This window comes from Pseudomonas sp. GW821-FHT12A04 (assembly GCF_058807755.1).
Map to the genome: position 1 here is coordinate 254,638 of NZ_JBXAQZ010000003.1, position 17,052 is coordinate 271,689.

A 17,052-nucleotide genomic window follows, 5' to 3' on the forward strand; every position below is an offset into this window, starting at 1 on the left:
CGGGCAGCATTCGGCCCGCATTGACCGGCGTGCAAGCACCTGCTTTGCGTAACCGACTGGCAAATACCAGTGCCTGAAAACAAGGCGCCCGGACCAATGCCCGGGGCCAGGTCGGAACCCGAATGACAACTTTCATCACTTGAGAACCAAACATATGGGCATGTCGAATAAATGGATTGCGGGTATTGCTTTGAGCTGTGTATTTCAGGTCGGCTGTGTCTCGCAAGTCGCGCAGCAAGAGCAATACTCGGGCTTCCTGGGCAATTACCAGGGCCTGGAGGAGCAAACTACGCCAAGTGAGCAGAAAGTATTGCGCTGGGTATCGCCAGGGTTCGATCCACGCGCGTATTCCACAGTGGTGTTCAGGCAGATGGAACTGTATCCATCGCCGCAGCCGACCGCGCGCGTCAGCCTGAAAACCCTGCAAGACCTGCAATTGATGGCCAGCAACAGCGTCAAGACCGCCTTTGCCCGCCGCTATGCGATCGTCCCTTATCCACAGTTGGCGCCGACCAATTCACGGTCGCTGATCCTGCAGGCGGCGATCACTCACGTCAGCGCCAACAACGAAGGTATGCACTGGTATGAAGTCGTACCAATCGGGGCCATTGTCGGGGCGACACAAGCAGCCACCGGGCACCGGGACCAGACCGCCGAGATGTACATCGAAGCCAACCTGATCGACGCCAAAACCGGTTTGCCGGTAGCGAAGATCGTGCGCAAGGTGTTCGGCGAGACCATCAAGAATGCCAAGCAGCCGATTGTTGCCAATGACTTCAAGGTTGCACTCAAAGGCATGTCAGACGATATGCAGGCCCTGCTCCTCAAGCACTGACGTTCAAGCAAACCCCATCGCAAGCGTGAAAGTGCCTGCCGTCCACCGGCATTGGATGGCATCGCGAGCAGACCGGCATGGGGTTTCAACGTGGCGCCACGCCGCGTTTTCCCTCTGACAAACCGTTAGCCGTGCCGACGCCTGACGCGAGACTCGATGATGAAAATTCTGGCCCATACCCTGGCGATCCTGATGCTGTTGATGAGCACCAGCGCCCTGGCGGCAACCGTGATTCCCCTCAAAGGTCAGACCTCCCAGACCATCCAGCAGGACACCAGTGCCTGCCAATCCCAAGCCAACGCGCAGCATCCGGTACAAAGCACCGTGCCCTCCGGTGGTCGGGTCAAGGGCGCCGCAACCGCCGCGGTAGCCGGTGCGACGGCGGCGGAAGTTCGGGGCCGCCAACATGAAAACGTCTATGACCAGATCGACGACGATACCCGCCAAGACTATCGCCAGAACCACGCACGCAGTGCCGCGGCTGCCGGCGTCGTCGTGGGGGGCGCCAGGCAACGTCAGGCGCGCCGGGAGAATCTGAGTGAGAGCGAACAAAGCATCACCGCCAACAACTCCGTCTACAGCAGCTGCCTGCAACAACGTGGCTACGATGTTTTGCCTTGATCGATGACGACAACGGCGTGAAGAACCAAAAAAAGCCCCGGGCCCTTCATGAAAGGACTCGGGGCAAAGTCGTAGAACGAGAGGTGAGGATCGTTGACGCCGCGAGAAACAAACCGTGGACACGCAACGTTCCTCGAGATCCATTTAAATCGGTAACGTCCCTGGTTAAAAGCTAATAAGAATCAAAAATAATCTTTCACAAGCCAAGTGCACAAGAACACCATCATTGATTTGTATCCTGATAGTTCAGGCTGATACAGAAACCTGGCGCAACAGCGAGGTTAGTTCATTGAGGTGTAGCCGCGCGTCCCCCCTCCTGCCCGAGCTTGCAGTTTTCGGATAGCGCAGTTAATCCATTCCAAGCATTATTCATGGTGTCCAAATCGAAAACCATGGGTCATCCAGCAATGCTTTTCCTTTGTATGATTGAACGGATACCTCTGACAGACAGGGCTGTTTGCCGAACTGCACGCCTCTGAAACGAGCCAATCCAGCATCGTAAATGCAACACACAGTGCACCTTCCGCTGGGCCCTCATCTTCGTTCACTTCCCAGACCAGAATGTACCGAGCCAAATCCGGCCCCTATACTCAGGCCAGCACCGCCTGAACGGAAGATTTCTATGAGTTACACCTTCAAGTTGAAAAATGGCGCCGTCGCGGTGTTCGACCCGGACAGCGCCATGCTTTCCATTACAACACCCCATGGAGATGTACAGAATTCCACGTTAGGTAGAGCTGAGTCGCGCCTGTTGGACCTGCTGCTCATGGAGCCAGGTGTCACTAAAAGCCGCGATGAAATCATCGACTACACCTGGAATGACCGCGTGGTTGCCTCCGGCAGTTTGAATCAAACGGTTTTCTCACTACGCAATATTCTCAATGACAGCCGGGATCACGAGATCTTGATGACTGTTCCTCGACGAGGATATTGCTTCAACCGGCAATGTGTCGTCGATGCACAAGCAGATGTACCGGCACCCCGGGTGGAAACAACGCAGCCCCCCGCCCCCATCCCTTCACAACTACCGCCGGCTGGTAGTGACGGGCGGCTTGCACCCTCAGGTAAAACCAATGAATCCGCGCGCATTACAAAAGCCCAGCTGATCGCTTATATCGTTACGCTGGCAGTCGTTGCCTTTACTATTTTTCAATTCGACTTCGACGCGCCAAAAATTGAAATTTCCAGTACCGACAAGAATGGACTGGTCATACACGCCGTGGGCAGTGATCTTGCCGAGGCGCAAGCGCTGATGGAGTTGTCCGCCAAACAAACCGAACAGCTGCCACCAAACCTGAAGGGCCAGGTCTGGATCAACCTGTATAAAGCCAATTATTCCGTTTCGTGCATCCGCCAGGATCTAAGCACTGCAAATCTACAATTGAACAGCAGCGAAAGGGACCTCGCCTTGATGATTCGTCAATGTCTGGAAGTCACTTTATGAAATTTGAAATTTCGCAAGCGGTTCACTGGCCTCTTATAGGCTTGATCAATGCACTGTGCATTTTCTCTTTCGTTTACTCACCTTCGCACTACATGGAAAATATCAGTTACCAGACAAAATCCCGACAATGGCTGGAAGATCTCAACCAACTCAACACCGAAGAGTACCTCACTATCGGGCATGGCAGGCTCACGGGGACCACGCTGGAAAGCCTGAATGGGAAAATCCGCAACGCGACCATCTCAGCGAACATAATCGGAGAAACCAATAAACACGTCGAGATCAAAGTCAGCAACATCAAGCTCAGCCAGGACAATGAACTTTTTGCCATTGAAAAGACCCCTGACTTGTTCTTTAGACGTCAATACGTCTTGCAAGAAGGCGCCATTCTGAACTACGAGTTGATCCCGACCCAGGATAAAAACGCGGTGTGTTTTTACATCCATGAACTTGGCCGTTTGCGCTGTATGAACCATTAATCGGCCTCCCGAACGGGCTCGACACCCGCCTGGCAAAGGTTCACATCAAAGAATTTTCAAACAAAAATAATACTTATTGATTTGAATCAAACGTCTCCCCCGCCAAAAATCCCTCCTCGATAATCCTTGGAATCGAGCCCGCTTGATTCTCGTCCGGGACAATGCCCTACAGGGGGAATCAAGTGAACGCCATGCATTTCCTGCGAGCCCATAAATCGACGACTTTCAGATTCCTGGGGGTCTTGTTTCTGTCTGCCATTCCACTTTATTCGTTGGCGCACGACGAGCACTCCGTCGAAAGCACGACCATTGAATATTATGAAGTTGAAACAAGCCCGGATGACAGCCAGAAACTATCGCATCTGAAGATTCACAGTGAGAATGAGTATCATGCAGATGAGCAGAGCAGTGATTCTACTCTCCCCGCCCCACCACAAAGTGACACAGGCATGAGCTACGCCAGTTCGCTCATACTTCTATGAGGGGCGGGCAAGCGCTGACTGGCCTCTTCTGACGACCTGACAAATATGAGTTATTGACTTTGGCAGGCACCATCGAAGTGAGATTATTTGCAGCCCAAGTCGTGGCAGAGATGCAGCTGACATTCTGCGCTGCCTGAATAAACTGTTAATAAGGAATCGCCTCGATGCTACTGAAAAACTTCGTCACCGTGTCGTTTGGTTTATTGCTTTCTCTCAAGGCCATGGCCGACGACAAGGGTGTCTACAGTGCAAAATTGACGAGTGTCGAAACCAACAAAAAGGCCCCAACTACTGTGAAAACTGGCTATCAGGTAAAAAACGGTTATCGTATTGACGACTTTTACGCCTTTACAGCAGCAGCCATTGATCCGATGAAACCCCAATCGCAGATCTTCAGTTCGAAAATCGATCCGCGCAGCGTTCAACACATGGACGACTCACCGTTGGACAGCAAGTACGCATTTTCGGCGGAACTGGAACTGATCCGGGGACTCTGAAAACCCGTTCAAAGCCAATGGCAATGGGGTCGATCTCACCGACAACAAGAACGCCCAATCGCGTATCTTCTCCATGACTGCCCGTCAGGCTTGACCCTTATCATTTAACAGATGAGCCTTCAATTTCATGAGTATCGCACCGCCCGACGAGATCTTTCATTTGTCTTCTGCCTTGCCGAGCCAACTGAATAGAACAATAGGCAAATGGGAAATGAGCCTTATTCCGACCGAGCATGAAGCGCGCATTCGGCAACACAAACTCTTTCACAGTCCGCAACTGCAGTGCAGTCGCCTTGAGTTCGACTCATCCGTGACGCTGGTCAGTTCTGTCCCTGCCGGATTCGTGACATTCGCCATCTCCCAGGCACCGATTGGCCGCCCCGTCGTAAACAATCAAAAACTACGACCTGACGAAGTCATCGTACTGCACAGTGACGAATCGGTGCATTACACCTGCGAACCGAATGAAACACTTTTCACCATCACCACGACACTGGAAAACTATGAGCGGTGCCGCCAACATCACTCTGTCATAGATATCCTTGCGAACAGAACACAACACCGCTTCCAGGCTGAAAACTTTCAATTCATACAATCGGCCATTCAAGCCATCAGCGCGTGCTGTGTCGACATCAACGACGCTGCTTCAGCACAGCGCAGCGAAACAGAGGGTTCGGCGATTGAAAGTGCGGTACTCGCTTCTTTGTTGCAATCGTTGACGCCCGCTGGCCGCTTCATCCGCAAAGTCCCGACAAGAAGAAAGGTGGCGATACAAGCCATACAGTACATCCATGAAAACACAAAAAAAACGCTCACTATAAAATCGCTGGTAAGGCAACTGGAAACCACCACTCGCACTTTGCATTTCGGCTTTATTGAAACGTTCGGGATATCGCCAATCGCTTATATCAGAAACTTGAGGCTCGCAAGCGCCCGTCGCGACCTGATCAATAAAACGTGGCCTACCGTCACAGAAACCGCGATGTTTTGGAATTTTCACCATCTGGGCCGGTTTTCCAAGGCCTATCAACTGGCTTACGGAGAGACGCCGTCGGAAACGGCCAAGCGCAACTCGGCCAGGCCAAGGAACACGACCTCATCTGTTTACAACCAGGTCGTCGGGGATAGAAATTATCGTTAACAGGCGTTTATCAAAGCCCCGAAAATGATGATTAATGATTTCCCTTGATTAACCACAAGTTTCCACAATTGCTTATTTGCCTACTCAAGGAGATAAGCATGCAACATCGAATAAACACACTGCCACTCAAGCAGAAAATCGCACTGTGTCTTACCGTCTATGCCAGCGGCATCTTGTTGGCTTGGGTAATTGACTGGTACTGAAGTCGCTTAATCCGCGACTACAGAAAACACAGTGAAATAATGATACCTCGGAGTTTTTCGATGGTTGCCGCATATAAAGCGTTACTTGGAAGGCACGCAGTCACTGTATGTCTGATTGCTGCAACAGGTTGGGCCGCATGGTTCTGTGCTGGAGGGTTGGCGGATCAATTCGTTGCACGGAAGTTGAATAATGTTTATGCCGATCTGCGTGCTGCTCAAGTGGAGCCCAATGCGCAGATCGACAAAGTACTGGAAACCCTCGGCGATCTCGATCGCTCGGGTCAGGAATGCTCCATAGAGCAATACTCACAACTGGCTGACCTGGTCAAGAACCTGCGATTTGTTGATCAAGCGGCAATCCAGTTGCCCAATGGCAAGATCTGTTCCTCCAACGGACAAGCACCTCCCTCGATACTGGCCGATAGCGACAAGCGCAAGTTTTCCGTTGGAAAGCGAACCTACTGGGTGGATGCTGGCCACACGGTTTCCGCGGACACCGATTTTATCATTGTGTCGGAACAGTCAACCTACGTCTGGGCAAACAAGAAGCTCCTGCTCGACAACTTGAAGTTTCCCAAGGACCTGCAACTGGACCTCATCGGCCCCGGCGGCGCAGTGCCCATTGCCTCTACGGGCCACAAACCGCTGACGGTGCAGAAACCGTTCCACCTGGAAGAACTGGTTACCTCGGCAGACAAGGTCCTCATCGCCTTTGCGGGCAACCGAAATGAACTGATCTCGGTCATTTCTCTTCCGTTGAGCTACCTGACGAGTCTCAAATTCAAATTATTCATTGGCCTTGTGTGCGTGTTCGCAGCGCTGTTTTTGCTCGCATGGTGTGTCAAACGGCATTACACCTCTACCGCCGTACGGCTTCGCAATGCCCTGAAAGCCAACAGGCTGGATGTTCACTACCAGCCTATCGTCAACCTGACGACGGGCTATCTGGTGGGCGCTGAATCACTTTCCCGCTGGAACGACAACGGCACCCAAGTGCCTGCGGATGTTTTCATTGCGGTGGCGGAAAAATCCGACTTGATCCGCGTACTTACACGTTCGGTGATTCGACAGGTGGCGGAGGATTACAGCACCTACCTTTGGGCGTGCAAGGACTTCTACATTACGGTCAATCTTTGCGCCCAGGATATCCAGGACCCAAGTTTTCCAGACTATGTGGCCAGCGTGCTGGCAACCTACAACATGCCAGTGTCCGCCATGGCTTTTGAAATCACCGAAAGGACCCTGATCGATCAGAAGCCTGCCGCCCTGCAATTGCGACGGCTTCGTGCGTGCGGACATCGCATTGCCGTGGACGACTTCGGTATCGGCTATTCCAACCTTTCGCTCCTCGATTCAGTGCCTTTCGACATTCTGAAATTAGATCGCTCATTCATCGCCGACGACAAGATCGCGGCCAAGGATGCCTTGTGGCGCCACATTGCCCAGTTGGCCAGGTCGCTGAGACTCAAGGTCGTGGCCGAAGGTGTCGAGACTCAGGAGCAACTGCCGCATCTGGTCTCGGAGGGGGTTCTATTGGCGCAAGGCTGGTTGTTCTCCAAAGCGCTGCCAATTCAAGCATTGGCAAGACGCTACTTTCAATGTCCGGAAAACATCCCGCCTTACGACTCAAAAATATCAATCAATGATTTTTATTAACCCTTCATGGCCCCTCAAATGCTCGCCGAACCCTAACACCAGACAAACCTGAACAAGGACTCCACCACCCATGCTACTTCGAAACCTTGGCTTCGCTTCACTGCTATCGCTGCTGTCTTTTCAGGCGCTCGCTGATGACAAAGGTTTATATCTTGGAGCTGGCGTAAGCAGCATACAGACCGACGAATCCAGATTGGACGACGACGACACCAGCTACAAGGTTTATGCCGGGTATCGCGTCAATAGCTACCTGGCCTTCGAGGGGGCCTACGTCGACCTGGGTCAATTCAAGGACAAGAATGTCGATTTCGATGGTAAATCGGCTCAGGCTGCCGCCCATGTCGGCTTTCCACTGGGCGATCGGTTGCGGGTATTCGGCAGTGTCGGTGCTCACGCCTGGGACGCCGACGGTAATGCCACCGACGACGATACCGGGGTTGACCTGACCTACGGTGTCGGCGTCGAGTTCGATGTCTTTCGCAACATCGGCGTGCGCGCTGAATACGAAGTTCTGGAGGTCGGAGAGATCGACCTGAATCAGACGACTGCATCCGCCTATATGCTTTTCTGACACCGCTACAACTGAGCGGCCTCCCCCGGGCCGCTCATCGCACTCTGCACAATGCTCGTCCTCGCCCTACCTACCCCACCCTGCCATTACTTCAACGTCTCCTTCGATTCCTGCGCAGGTGCCATGTACCACTTGTCCCTGGGCACCCATTTCTCTTGTTGCGGATCGCCCAGATAGTGCGGCGACATGATCTGCACACCGTACTCGTTGAACACGTCCTGGATGTTGGCGTGCAGCATGCTTAACAGCACGGCGCGCGGTCGAGGCTGGCTGGGTATGGCCTGGGCCACCAGCCGGTATTCCGGGTAGAAGTCCGACAATGCCGTCTGGAACACCTGCGGCGGTGGGGTTTCGAGGACGCCGGGCGTGCGTCTGGCGGCTTCCAGCAACATCCCTTCGACCTGCCGCCAGGGGGTGTCATAGCCAATGGTGACCACGGTGTCGACCACATAACCGGGGCCTTGTACGACCCGTGAGTAGTTCTTGGTGACCGTACCGGTGATCATCGAGTTGGGCAGGGTCAGCACTTCGCCCAGGCCGGTACGAATGCTCGTGGTGAACATGCCCAGTTCAGTGACCGTCCCTTCGTGCTCGCCAATGCGCACGAACTCACCGGGACGCAGGGTTCGGGTGTACGTCAGGATCAATCCGGCCGCCGCCTGCCCGACGACGCTGGAAGCACCCAGGGAGATCATCAGGCCGACCAGCACCGACAAGCCTTTGAACGCATCGGTACCCGCACCCGGCAAGTAGGGATAAGCCATGGCCAGGGCAAACAACCAGATCGCCAGCGAAGTCAGGCGCTGAGTCGGTTTCAGGGTTTCGTGGTTCAGCCAGTTGAAGGTGCCGGGCGTGGCCATGCGCCGCAGTATCCGGCGAGAGAACGCTGTCGCGCCACGGGCAATGAAAAAGATCGCCAGCGCCACGCCGAGCCCGGGGATGGCCCCTAGAATCCCTTGCAGCAAATAGTCGGCGACTTCCAGCAGATAGTTGTTAAGGCTTTCACCCCAAGGCCGGGTATAGGGAAACCGCGACAGGACAAACCCCAACCACTCGTAAGAGAGCAGCAGCACGATGACCCAGCGCAGCAACTCCAGCACGCGGCTGACCAATGGATAAAGGAAGTTGGCGTCGATCAGCGGAACCTTTCCGACTTTCAGCGCCTGGGTGTGCCGATGCATCAGTTCAGGCAGTTTCTGCAGCACTCTGCGCCGCAGGTACGACATGCCGAACAGCAGCGCGATGTAAATGCCGGTGGCCAGCAACGCGGCGACGACGGAACGCAGGATCAACTGCAGGCTACGGGCTTCCCGGGTTTCGGCCACGACCTGGCGCAGCCTGTCGGCCGCGGCTTCAGCGGCCTGCTGTACCGAGTCGTATTCGGTCTCGTCGAAATCCGTGGGCGAAACGATAAACGCACGGCGAGAACCCAGCAGCACCATGTAGCTTTTCATGATCGGGTCGAGGGTGACATTGAGGTCGTCGGCGTCATCCAGCGCCTCACCGATCACCGCTTTCGCCCGTTTGACCCGCGAGGCCGGGGCTTCACCGAGGATGGTCGCGCGAAACACCATGATGCTGCGGTTGGCCACTTTCAATTCAACGGGAGCATCGACCACTTTCGGGGCGTCTTCAGCCCACAGTTGCACCGACCAAAACATCCCGAAAACAGTAAACAATACAGTGAGCAGCCTGCTCCGCATGTGTCAGATCCTTACGTCACGAAATTCAAATCCAGAGTACGTATCGCAGCGTAGTTCACCGATGAACGGTTGTCAGATTGGAGCTACAGGCCGTTTCCTTATCCGTCTGTTTTCTTGAAACAGCGAGCTCAAGCCCCGGAAATTGTGCTCTCGACCGAATTCTTGAAACACTGAAGATCCCTTTGGGAGCGAGCCTGCTCGCGATAGCGGTGGGTCAGACACCGGGATGTTGAATGTGCCGCCGCCATCGCGAGCAAGCTCGCTCCCACAGTGTGTTCCATACCTGATTCAAGGATTGACCTGATAACCCTTGCCCTGCAAACAGCTGGTGTAGGCCGTCGTGGTGTTCGCCTGGGTGGTTTTCGATTGCTCCCGGCGTTCCTGGCGCTGACGTGAAGCACCGACCACGGCGCCGGCCGCCGCCGTCTCCTTGGCGCGGTTCTGGCGATAGTCCTGTTTCCTGTCATCGTCGATACGATCATAAGCTTCGTCATGCTGATTGCCGCGCACCTGGGCCCCGACCGCGCCGGCGGCGGCCCCGGCAGCAGCACCCTTGATCCTCCCGCCGGAAGGCGTGGAAGCCGTCGAGGCGCTCTGGCTGGCGGCGATGCTGTTGCATTCGTTGATGTCGGCCTGGGTTTGTTGCGAACTTTGCCCTTTCATCGGCACCACCGATTGCGCCCAACCCGGGGCACTCAAAATCGACAATGCGATACACAGGCTGACCGGTGAAAATCGTTTCATGATGACCTCCGACAGGCTGCCACAACGGGCAAGCCTTTGGGTCGACTGGCGGGCGGCAAGCGGCGCCATGCGTCGCCTGCCGATCGGGTGGAGTAACTGAAAAGTGTAGTTCAACGGCCCCGCACAGAAGGACTTCCGAACAAGCGGTGGACGTTGTGCAGGAGCGAGCCTGCTCACGATGGCGGTGTATCAGGCACATAAATGTCGAATGTACGGCCGATATCGCGAGCAGGCTCGCTCCTGCAGGTCTATTGGTGATCTGCGGATGTGCGGTTACTCAGCCGGATCGAGCCGATCCAGCGCCCGATTCACTGCCAATACCAAACGAGGGGTGGTGGCCATACGCAGGTTGGTAGACCGGCCCAGGAACCCGGCGCATCCGAAGACGCCCTACGCATGACCACCATTAAGCAGAGACAAAATACTCTGCAAAGCGTGGTGCTCTGCGCCTGGATAACCGGGCTACCAAACCCGATCGCTGTTGTTTTCCAGCGACCGGCAAACGATAGAACCCGGCTCCAAGACGCACAAGCCGGCGGATTCTGGCGTAGCTGTAGGCAATGACGCAAGCCGTCGTAGCTTGCTGGAAGTAACGCTGACAGCCGTTAAACAGATCTCAAACAGCAGGCTGCAGAATATCTGACACTCACAAAAAACCTGTGGGAGCGAGCTTGCTCGCGATGGCGGTGGCTCAGTCAACATAGATGTTGAAGCTGATGTCCTCATCGCGAGCAAGCTCGCTCCCACAGGGGGTATGTGGTGTTGGTCAGGCATTGGTTGTCAGCGGATAGAGCTTGTCATCAAACTCCGCCAACTTCGGAAACACCAGCGGCTGATCATCGCTCAGATGCTGCAGTCGCTGCCCGTAATCCACCAGAAACTGCTGGCGCGCCTCGTCACTGATGTACGGCACATGCCAGGCCACGAACGGCTCCAGCACATCAAAACCAACATAAGCCAGGGTGCCACGCAGGATCGGCCGCAGCATGTCCTCCAGCGGACCGTGAATCGCGCCTTCGCCGAACATGTGTTCACGCCCGCCCAGGGTCACGGTCACCAGCGCTTTCTTGCCGGCCAGTCCGCCCTGATCGTAGAAACGCTTGCCGCCATAGCAGATGCCCGACACCAGCACCCGGTCGATCCAGCCCTTGAGCATGGCCGGGGTGGAGAACCAGAAGATCGGGAAGTTGAGGATCAGCAGGTCGGCCCACAGCAGTTTGTCCAGCTCAGCCTGGATATCCGCCGCCAGCGACTGGCTCTTCACGCCCAGGCGTTGTTCCAGGGCATAGACCAGGTATTCGGGGTTTTCCCGATTCGAGAAGTCCGCGTCGCTGGCCACCGGGTTCCAGTTCATTTTGTACAGGTCGCTGACCTGCACTTCGTGGCCCTGGGCTTCAAGCGTGGCGACAGCCTGGTCGCGCAGGGCGGCGGTGAAGGATTGCGGCTCCGGGTGAGCGTGGACGATCAGTACTTTCATGGTGGTTCCTTAGACTTGTTCCAGCGTATCGGTTGAAGGTGTGGAAGCGCGCGTGGCCAGCAACCGGTCGAGCCAGTCGGGGTCCATTTGCGGTTCGGAAGAAAACAGCAGCCCGGTGTAGTCGTGATGCGGCGGGGTGAAGATCTGGCTGCGCGAGCCGTGGTCCACCACCCTGCCCCGTTGCATCACCAATACCTCATCGGCGATCGCCCGCACAGTAGCAACATCGTGGGTGATGAACAGATAGCCGACACCCAGTTGCTGCTGGATGCGGTTGAGCAATTTCAGTACGCCTTCAGCCACCAATTGGTCGAGGGCCGAGGTCACTTCATCGCAGATGATCAGTTGCGGTTCGGCCGCCAGGGCTCTGGCGATGCAGATGCGTTGCTTCTGCCCGCCGGACAGCTCCCGGGGCTGACGATCCATGAATGTCGCGGGGTCGAGTTCGATCATCTCCAGCAGTTCGGCAACCCGGGCGCGCATGGCTTTACCCTTGAGGCCCAGATAAAACGTCAGCGGCCGGCCGATGATGTCGACGATGCGCTGGCGCGGATTCAGCGCGGTATCGGGGATCTGGTAGATCATCTGGATGCGCCGCAGTTGCTCCTTGCTGCGCTGGCGAAAGTCCGCCGGCAAGGGTTCACCGTCGTACAGCACCTGGCCGTAGGTCGGTGGCAGCAAACCGGTGATCAACCGCGCGGTGGAGCTTTTGCCACTGCCAGACTCGCCGATCACCGCCAGGGTCTGACCACGGTAGAGCTTGAGGGAAACGTCGTGCAGCACCGGTTGCTGGCCATAACTGGCGCAACTGTTGCGCAGTTCCAACAGCGGTTGTTCCTGCTGCGGACAGGCCTTGGGTTCGGTGCGGAAACTGCGCACCGCCCACAACGACTTGGTGTAATCCTCCTGCGGGTCACCGAGCATCTGCCGGGTTTCGGCCTCTTCCACCAGCTTGCCGTGACGCAGCACCATGATGCGGTCGGCCATCTGCGCCACCACCGCCAGGTCGTGGCTGATGTAGATCGCCGCGCTGCCATAGGTCGCGACTGCGTCACGAATGGCTGCCAGCACCTCGATCTGGGTGGTGACGTCCAGCGCGGTGGTCGGTTCGTCGAAGATGATCAGGTCCGGATGGCAGGCCATCGCCATGGCGGTCATGACCCGCTGCAACTGGCCGCCGGAGACCTGATGCGGATAGCGCTGGCCGATGGTTTCGGGATTGGGCAAGCGCAGTACCCGGTACAACTCCACCGCCTCGCGCATGGCCTGCTCACGGCTCATGCCGCCGTTTTTCACAGCGGTTTCGACGTGCTGGTCGATCAGGCGATGGGCCGGGTTGAACGAGGCTGCCGCGCTCTGTGCCACATAGGCAATACGCAGCCCCCGCAGTTTACGCAGGGCCTCAGGCTTGGCGTTGAGCAAGTCGATGCCGTCGAAGTGCACCGAGCCGCCGGTGATCCGGCAGCCGTCGCGGGTGTAGCCCATGGCCGACAGGCCGAGGGTCGACTTGCCCGCGCCGGACTCGCCGATCAGCCCCAGCACCTCGCCCCGTTGCAGGGTCAGGTCGATGCCCTTGATCAGCGGATGCCAGGCATCTTCGTAGTGGCCTTCGATGTGCAGGTTGCGGATTTCCAGCAAAGGTTTTGAGGTCGTCATGTTCAGCATTCCTTGAGGCCGCTGGATTTGTGCAGCATCCAGTCGACGACGAAATTGACGCTGACTGTGATCAAGGCCACGGCCAGGGCGGGCAGCAACGGGCTGATGTCGCCAAAGGTGATCAGCACCGCGTTGTCGCGCACCATGCTGCCCCAGTCGGCGGTGGGCGGCTGGATGCCCAGGCCGAGGAACGACAGCGCACTGATGAACAGGAACACGAAGCAGAAACGCAGGCCGAACTCGGCAATCAGCGGTGCCGCCGCGTTCGGCAACACCTCGCGGGTCACCAGCCACCACAGGCCTTCACCGCGCAGGCGTGCGGCTTCGACGAAATCCTGCACCACCACGTTCATCGCCACAGCACGAGACAGCCGAAACACCCGGGTCGCATCCAGCAGCGCAATCACCAGCACCAGCGACGTCGCCGTGGTGCCGACCACGCTGAGAATCAGCAAGGCAAAGATCAGTTGCGGAATGGCCATCAGGATGTCCACCACCCGGGACAATCCCTGATCGACCCAACCACCCTTGATCGCCGCGATCAGGCCGCTCAAGCCGCCGAGCAGAAACGCCAGGACGGTGGTGAGGAAGGCTATGCCCAGGGTGTTGCGCGCGCCATAGACCAGGCGACTGAACATGTCGCGCCCCAGGTTATCGGTGCCCAACAGGAACTGCCCGCCCCAGGGGGCGAAGCCCTCGCCCACCACCTGGGTTTCGCCGAACGGTGCCAATACCGGCGCGAACACCGCCACCAGCACGTACAGCAGGATCATCAACAAACCGAACTTGGCGCTCAGGGGCGCCTGCCACACTTGTTTTAACAGGCTCATGGTCTACCCCTTCGGATGCATCAGGCGTGGGTTGCTGGCAATCGACAGCACATCGGCACTGGTGTTGAGCAGGATGTAGGTCGCGGCGAAGATCAGGCTGCAGGCCTGCACCACCGGGATGTCACGCTTGGCCACCGAGTCCACCAGCAACTGGCCGAGCCCCGGATAGACAAACACCACTTCGACCACCACCACGCCAACCACCAGGTACGCGAGGTTCAGCGCCACCACGTTGACGATGGGGGCCAGGGCATTGGGCAAGGCGTGACGGAAGATGATCCGCGACTGGCTGATGCCCTTGAGTCGGGCCATTTCGATGTAGGGGCTGGCCAGCAGGTTGATCAAGGATGCGCGGGTCATGCGCATCATCTGCGCGATGACCACCAGGCTCAGGGTCGCCACCGGCAACACCGAACGCTCCAGTACCGTGCCCAATGAGGCGTCCGGCGCGAGGTTGGAAATGCTCGGGAACCAGTTGAGCTTCACCGCGAACACCAGGATCAGGATGTAGGCGACGAAAAACTCGGGGAACGACACCGCGCTCAGCGCCGAGGTGTTGAGCAAACGGTCGAACCAGCTGTTGCGGTACAACGCCGCGAGCATCCCCAGCAGCAAAGCCAGCGGCACCGACACCAGCGCTGCCAGCAATGCGAGGCTGAAGGTGTTGCCCAAACGCGTACCCACCAGTTCGGCGATCGGCCGCTGGTTGGCCAGCGACACACCGAGATCACCGTGCAGCAACTGCCAGATCCAGTGGCCAAAGCGGGACAATGGCGGCAGGTCCAGCCCCAGTTGCGCGCGGTAGGCGGCCACGGTTTCCGGGGTGGCCGACTGGCCCAGCATGGCCTGGGCGATATCGCCCGGGAGCATGCCGACGGCCAGGAAAATGATCACTGAGACGGCGAACAGCGAGAGCAGGCCTAGCGCCAGACGCTGCCCCAACAGCTTGAAAATACTTCTCATCGTGCAGTTCCTCAATACAGATAGCAGCCCCTGTAGGAGCGAGCTTGCTCGCGAAAAACCCGAAGACACCGAGGTGAATCAGGTTTCCCGCATTACCGTTGGCCTCCATCGCGAGCAAGCTCGCTCCTACAGTGCCTACGCCTGCCACCACCGCTCGATCACCCGCAGGCCATCCAGCTCGCCATAGGGCGCGGTCTGCCCGCCGTGAACCACGCGGTTGGAACGCGCCGCCACGGAACTGGCGAACAACGGCACGATCGCCCCGCCCTCGTCCCGGCACAGCGCCTGCATTTCGTTGTACATCTCGCGGCGCAGCGGGTCGTTCATTTCGCCGCGAGCGGCGTTGAGCAGTTGATTGAAGCGCGGGTTGTCCCAGTGGGTTTCGTTCCACGCCGCGCCCTTGGCGTAACCGATGCTGAACATGCGGTCGGCGGTCAGGCTGCTGTACCAGAACGAAGTGGTGAACGGTTGCTTCATCCATACGTTGGAGAAGAAGCCGTCCGCCGGTTCGCGCACCACGTCGATGTCGATCCCGGCGGCGCGAGCCTGTTCCTTGAACAGCACCGAAGCATCCACGGCGCCGGTATAGGCAGCGTCGGAGGCTTGCAGGCGAACCTTGAGCGAATCCAGACCGGCCTTTTTCAGGTAGAAGCGCGACTTGTCCGGGTCGTAGGTGCGCTGCTCCAGCGCAGTGTTGATGAAGCGGCTGCCAGGCTGGATCGGATGGTCGTTGCCCACCAGGCCATAGCCATGCAGCACCGAAGCCAGCAGGGTTTCGCGGTTGATCGCGTGCTTCATCGCCAGGCGCACGTCGTTGTTCTGGAACACCTGGCTGTCGGTGAGCATCGGGAAGGTGTAGTGCTGGGCGCCTTTGGTTTCTTCGATGACCAGGTTCGGGTTGCGCTTGAGCAGCGCGACGGTTTTCAGATCGACCTTGTTGATCACATCCACTTGCCCGGTGACCAGCGCATTGACCCGCGCCGCGCCGTCGGCGATGGCGATCAATTCGGCACTGGCGAAGTGTGCCCGACCCGGTTTCCAGTAATCGGGGCTGCGTTCCAGGGTCATGCGCACGCCCGGCTCGAAGTCCTTGAGGCGATAGCCACCGGTGCCGGCGCCGACCTGCCAGTCCGCCGCGCCATCCTTGCTCGGCATGATCGCCAGGTGGTAATCGGCGACCACATACGAGAAGTCGGCGTTGCCCGAGTGCAGTTCGAACACCACGCTGTCGCTGCCGTTGGCGCTGACCTTGGCCACGTCACCCAGCACGGTCTTGGCCGCCGAGGTGGATTTCTCGCCGAGGTGGTGCTGGATCGAAGCGACCACGTCGTCGGCGGTCAGGGTCTTGCCGTTGTGGAAGGTCACGCCCTGACGGATTTTGAAGGTCCAGATGCGCGCGTCCGGGGTCGAGGTCCAGCTTTCTGCCAGCTCGGGGATGGCCGTGCCGTCGACGGCAATTTCGGTCAGGGTGTTATAGACCGCCGAGAAGCCGACGAAGGTGAAGGTGTCCGCCCAGGAGCCCGGATCCTTGGAGTCCGTGGTGCTGCCTCCGGCCAGGCCCAGACGCAGTACACCGCCGGGTTTTGGCGTGGCCTCCCCGGCAAGGGCGCCAAACGGCAGCCCCATGGAGAACGCCCCGGCCACCGCTGCGGCAGCGGCGCTGTACTTGAGGAAGTCTCTACGCGGGAAACTGAATTCATGGTTCGCTTGAGTAATCTTGTTTTTGTTATCGCTCATTGCATTGCCCCTG

At 57.5% G+C, this 17,052-nt stretch carries 15 protein-coding genes; 8 read left to right on the forward strand and 7 right to left on the reverse strand.

Annotation, left to right across the window (positions count from 1 at the left end):
* Nucleotides 1-154 precede the first annotated feature (154 nt).
* The 8 genes from AC1RS8_RS06570 (at nucleotide 155) to AC1RS8_RS06605 (ending at nucleotide 7,929) form a co-directional block, all read left to right on the forward strand.
* Nucleotides 155-835, forward strand: a complete 681-nt coding sequence (locus AC1RS8_RS06570; protein ID WP_057714902.1) for a DUF3313 domain-containing protein — start codon at nucleotides 155-157, stop codon at nucleotides 833-835.
* 159 nt (nucleotides 836-994) lie between these two features.
* Entirely contained in the window at nucleotides 995-1,456 is a 462-nt protein-coding gene (locus AC1RS8_RS06575; protein ID WP_150813256.1) for a hypothetical protein, read from the forward strand.
* 622 nt (nucleotides 1,457-2,078) lie between these two features.
* Nucleotides 2,079-2,900, forward strand: a complete 822-nt coding sequence (locus tag AC1RS8_RS06580) for a winged helix-turn-helix domain-containing protein (protein WP_489340570.1) — start codon at nucleotides 2,079-2,081, stop codon at nucleotides 2,898-2,900.
* The gene (locus AC1RS8_RS06585) at nucleotides 2,897-3,379 is read left to right on the forward strand and encodes a hypothetical protein (protein WP_057714905.1); all 483 of its coding nucleotides are present in this window, start codon (nucleotides 2,897-2,899) and stop codon (nucleotides 3,377-3,379) included. The genes AC1RS8_RS06580 and AC1RS8_RS06585 overlap by 4 nt, the downstream gene beginning before the upstream one ends.
* Before the next feature lie 646 nt (nucleotides 3,380-4,025).
* Nucleotides 4,026-4,358, forward strand: coding sequence for a hypothetical protein (locus AC1RS8_RS06590; protein WP_090455108.1), 333 nt, complete (start codon nucleotides 4,026-4,028; stop codon nucleotides 4,356-4,358).
* Nucleotides 4,359-4,485: 127 nt separating this feature from the next.
* Nucleotides 4,486-5,499 (forward strand): helix-turn-helix domain-containing protein, encoded by a 1,014-nt coding sequence (locus tag AC1RS8_RS06595; RefSeq protein WP_489340569.1) that lies wholly within the window; start codon nucleotides 4,486-4,488, stop codon nucleotides 5,497-5,499.
* Between the two features lie 263 nt (nucleotides 5,500-5,762).
* Nucleotides 5,763-7,358 (forward strand): EAL domain-containing protein, encoded by a 1,596-nt coding sequence (locus AC1RS8_RS06600; protein ID WP_489340568.1) that lies wholly within the window; start codon nucleotides 5,763-5,765, stop codon nucleotides 7,356-7,358.
* A gap of 70 nt (nucleotides 7,359-7,428) precedes the next feature.
* On the forward strand, nucleotides 7,429-7,929 hold the full coding sequence (locus tag AC1RS8_RS06605; RefSeq protein ID WP_154909005.1) for an outer membrane beta-barrel protein: 501 nt from the start codon (nucleotides 7,429-7,431) through the stop codon (nucleotides 7,927-7,929).
* Nucleotides 7,930-8,015: 86 nt separating this feature from the next.
* Here the strand turns inward: AC1RS8_RS06605 and AC1RS8_RS06610 are convergent, their stop codons facing one another.
* The 7 genes from AC1RS8_RS06610 to AC1RS8_RS06640 all read right to left on the reverse strand — a co-directional run bounded on the left by AC1RS8_RS06610 (nucleotide 8,016) and on the right by AC1RS8_RS06640 (nucleotide 17,039).
* Nucleotides 8,016-9,632: a mechanosensitive ion channel family protein gene (locus AC1RS8_RS06610; RefSeq protein WP_489340567.1), complete on the reverse strand. Its 1,617-nt coding sequence runs from the start codon at nucleotides 9,630-9,632 to the stop codon at nucleotides 8,016-8,018.
* Nucleotides 9,633-9,920: 288 nt separating this feature from the next.
* Nucleotides 9,921-10,376 carry a hypothetical protein gene (locus AC1RS8_RS06615; RefSeq protein ID WP_489340566.1) on the reverse strand — a complete coding sequence of 152 codons (456 nt, stop codon included), beginning with the start codon at nucleotides 10,374-10,376 and terminating at the stop codon, nucleotides 9,921-9,923.
* A 766-nt stretch (nucleotides 10,377-11,142) separates the two neighbouring features.
* A complete protein-coding gene (locus tag AC1RS8_RS06620) occupies nucleotides 11,143-11,853 on the reverse strand; it encodes an NAD(P)H-dependent oxidoreductase (RefSeq protein WP_057714912.1) in 711 nt (236 codons plus the stop codon).
* A 9-nt stretch (nucleotides 11,854-11,862) separates the two neighbouring features.
* Nucleotides 11,863-13,509 (reverse strand): ABC transporter ATP-binding protein, encoded by a 1,647-nt coding sequence (locus AC1RS8_RS06625; protein WP_489340565.1) that lies wholly within the window; start codon nucleotides 13,507-13,509, stop codon nucleotides 11,863-11,865.
* A 2-nt stretch (nucleotides 13,510-13,511) separates the two neighbouring features.
* Entirely contained in the window at nucleotides 13,512-14,339 is an 828-nt protein-coding gene (locus tag AC1RS8_RS06630) for an ABC transporter permease (RefSeq protein WP_057714914.1), read from the reverse strand.
* 3 nt (nucleotides 14,340-14,342) lie between these two features.
* Entirely contained in the window at nucleotides 14,343-15,302 is a 960-nt protein-coding gene (locus tag AC1RS8_RS06635) for an ABC transporter permease (RefSeq protein WP_057714915.1), read from the reverse strand.
* A 135-nt stretch (nucleotides 15,303-15,437) separates the two neighbouring features.
* The gene (locus AC1RS8_RS06640) at nucleotides 15,438-17,039 is read right to left on the reverse strand and encodes an ABC transporter substrate-binding protein (RefSeq protein ID WP_489340564.1); all 1,602 of its coding nucleotides are present in this window, start codon (nucleotides 17,037-17,039) and stop codon (nucleotides 15,438-15,440) included.
* Between the last annotated feature and the right edge of the window lie 13 nt (nucleotides 17,040-17,052).

What these genes read in the sequence shown, in the direction of transcription:
- AC1RS8_RS06570 (WP_057714902.1), top strand. Translation starts at nt 155, where the DNA reads ATGGGCATGTCGAATAAATGGATTGCGGGTATTGCTTTGAGCTGTGTA.
- AC1RS8_RS06575 (WP_150813256.1), top strand. Translation starts at nt 995, where the DNA reads ATGAAAATTCTGGCCCATACCCTGGCGATCCTGATGCTGTTGATGAGC.
- AC1RS8_RS06580 (WP_489340570.1), top strand. Translation starts at nt 2,079, where the DNA reads ATGAGTTACACCTTCAAGTTGAAAAATGGCGCCGTCGCGGTGTTCGAC.
- AC1RS8_RS06585 (WP_057714905.1), top strand. Translation starts at nt 2,897, where the DNA reads ATGAAATTTGAAATTTCGCAAGCGGTTCACTGGCCTCTTATAGGCTTG.
- AC1RS8_RS06590 (WP_090455108.1), top strand. Translation starts at nt 4,026, where the DNA reads ATGCTACTGAAAAACTTCGTCACCGTGTCGTTTGGTTTATTGCTTTCT.
- AC1RS8_RS06595 (WP_489340569.1), top strand. Translation starts at nt 4,486, where the DNA reads ATGAGTATCGCACCGCCCGACGAGATCTTTCATTTGTCTTCTGCCTTG.
- AC1RS8_RS06600 (WP_489340568.1), top strand. Translation starts at nt 5,763, where the DNA reads ATGGTTGCCGCATATAAAGCGTTACTTGGAAGGCACGCAGTCACTGTA.
- AC1RS8_RS06605 (WP_154909005.1), top strand. Translation starts at nt 7,429, where the DNA reads ATGCTACTTCGAAACCTTGGCTTCGCTTCACTGCTATCGCTGCTGTCT.
- AC1RS8_RS06610 (WP_489340567.1), bottom strand. Translation starts at nt 9,632, where the DNA reads ATGCGGAGCAGGCTGCTCACTGTATTGTTTACTGTTTTCGGGATGTTT.
- AC1RS8_RS06615 (WP_489340566.1), bottom strand. Translation starts at nt 10,376, where the DNA reads ATGAAACGATTTTCACCGGTCAGCCTGTGTATCGCATTGTCGATTTTG.
- AC1RS8_RS06620 (WP_057714912.1), bottom strand. Translation starts at nt 11,853, where the DNA reads ATGAAAGTACTGATCGTCCACGCTCACCCGGAGCCGCAATCCTTCACC.
- AC1RS8_RS06625 (WP_489340565.1), bottom strand. Translation starts at nt 13,509, where the DNA reads ATGACGACCTCAAAACCTTTGCTGGAAATCCGCAACCTGCACATCGAA.
- AC1RS8_RS06630 (WP_057714914.1), bottom strand. Translation starts at nt 14,339, where the DNA reads ATGAGCCTGTTAAAACAAGTGTGGCAGGCGCCCCTGAGCGCCAAGTTC.
- AC1RS8_RS06635 (WP_057714915.1), bottom strand. Translation starts at nt 15,302, where the DNA reads ATGAGAAGTATTTTCAAGCTGTTGGGGCAGCGTCTGGCGCTAGGCCTG.
- AC1RS8_RS06640 (WP_489340564.1), bottom strand. Translation starts at nt 17,039, where the DNA reads ATGAGCGATAACAAAAACAAGATTACTCAAGCGAACCATGAATTCAGT.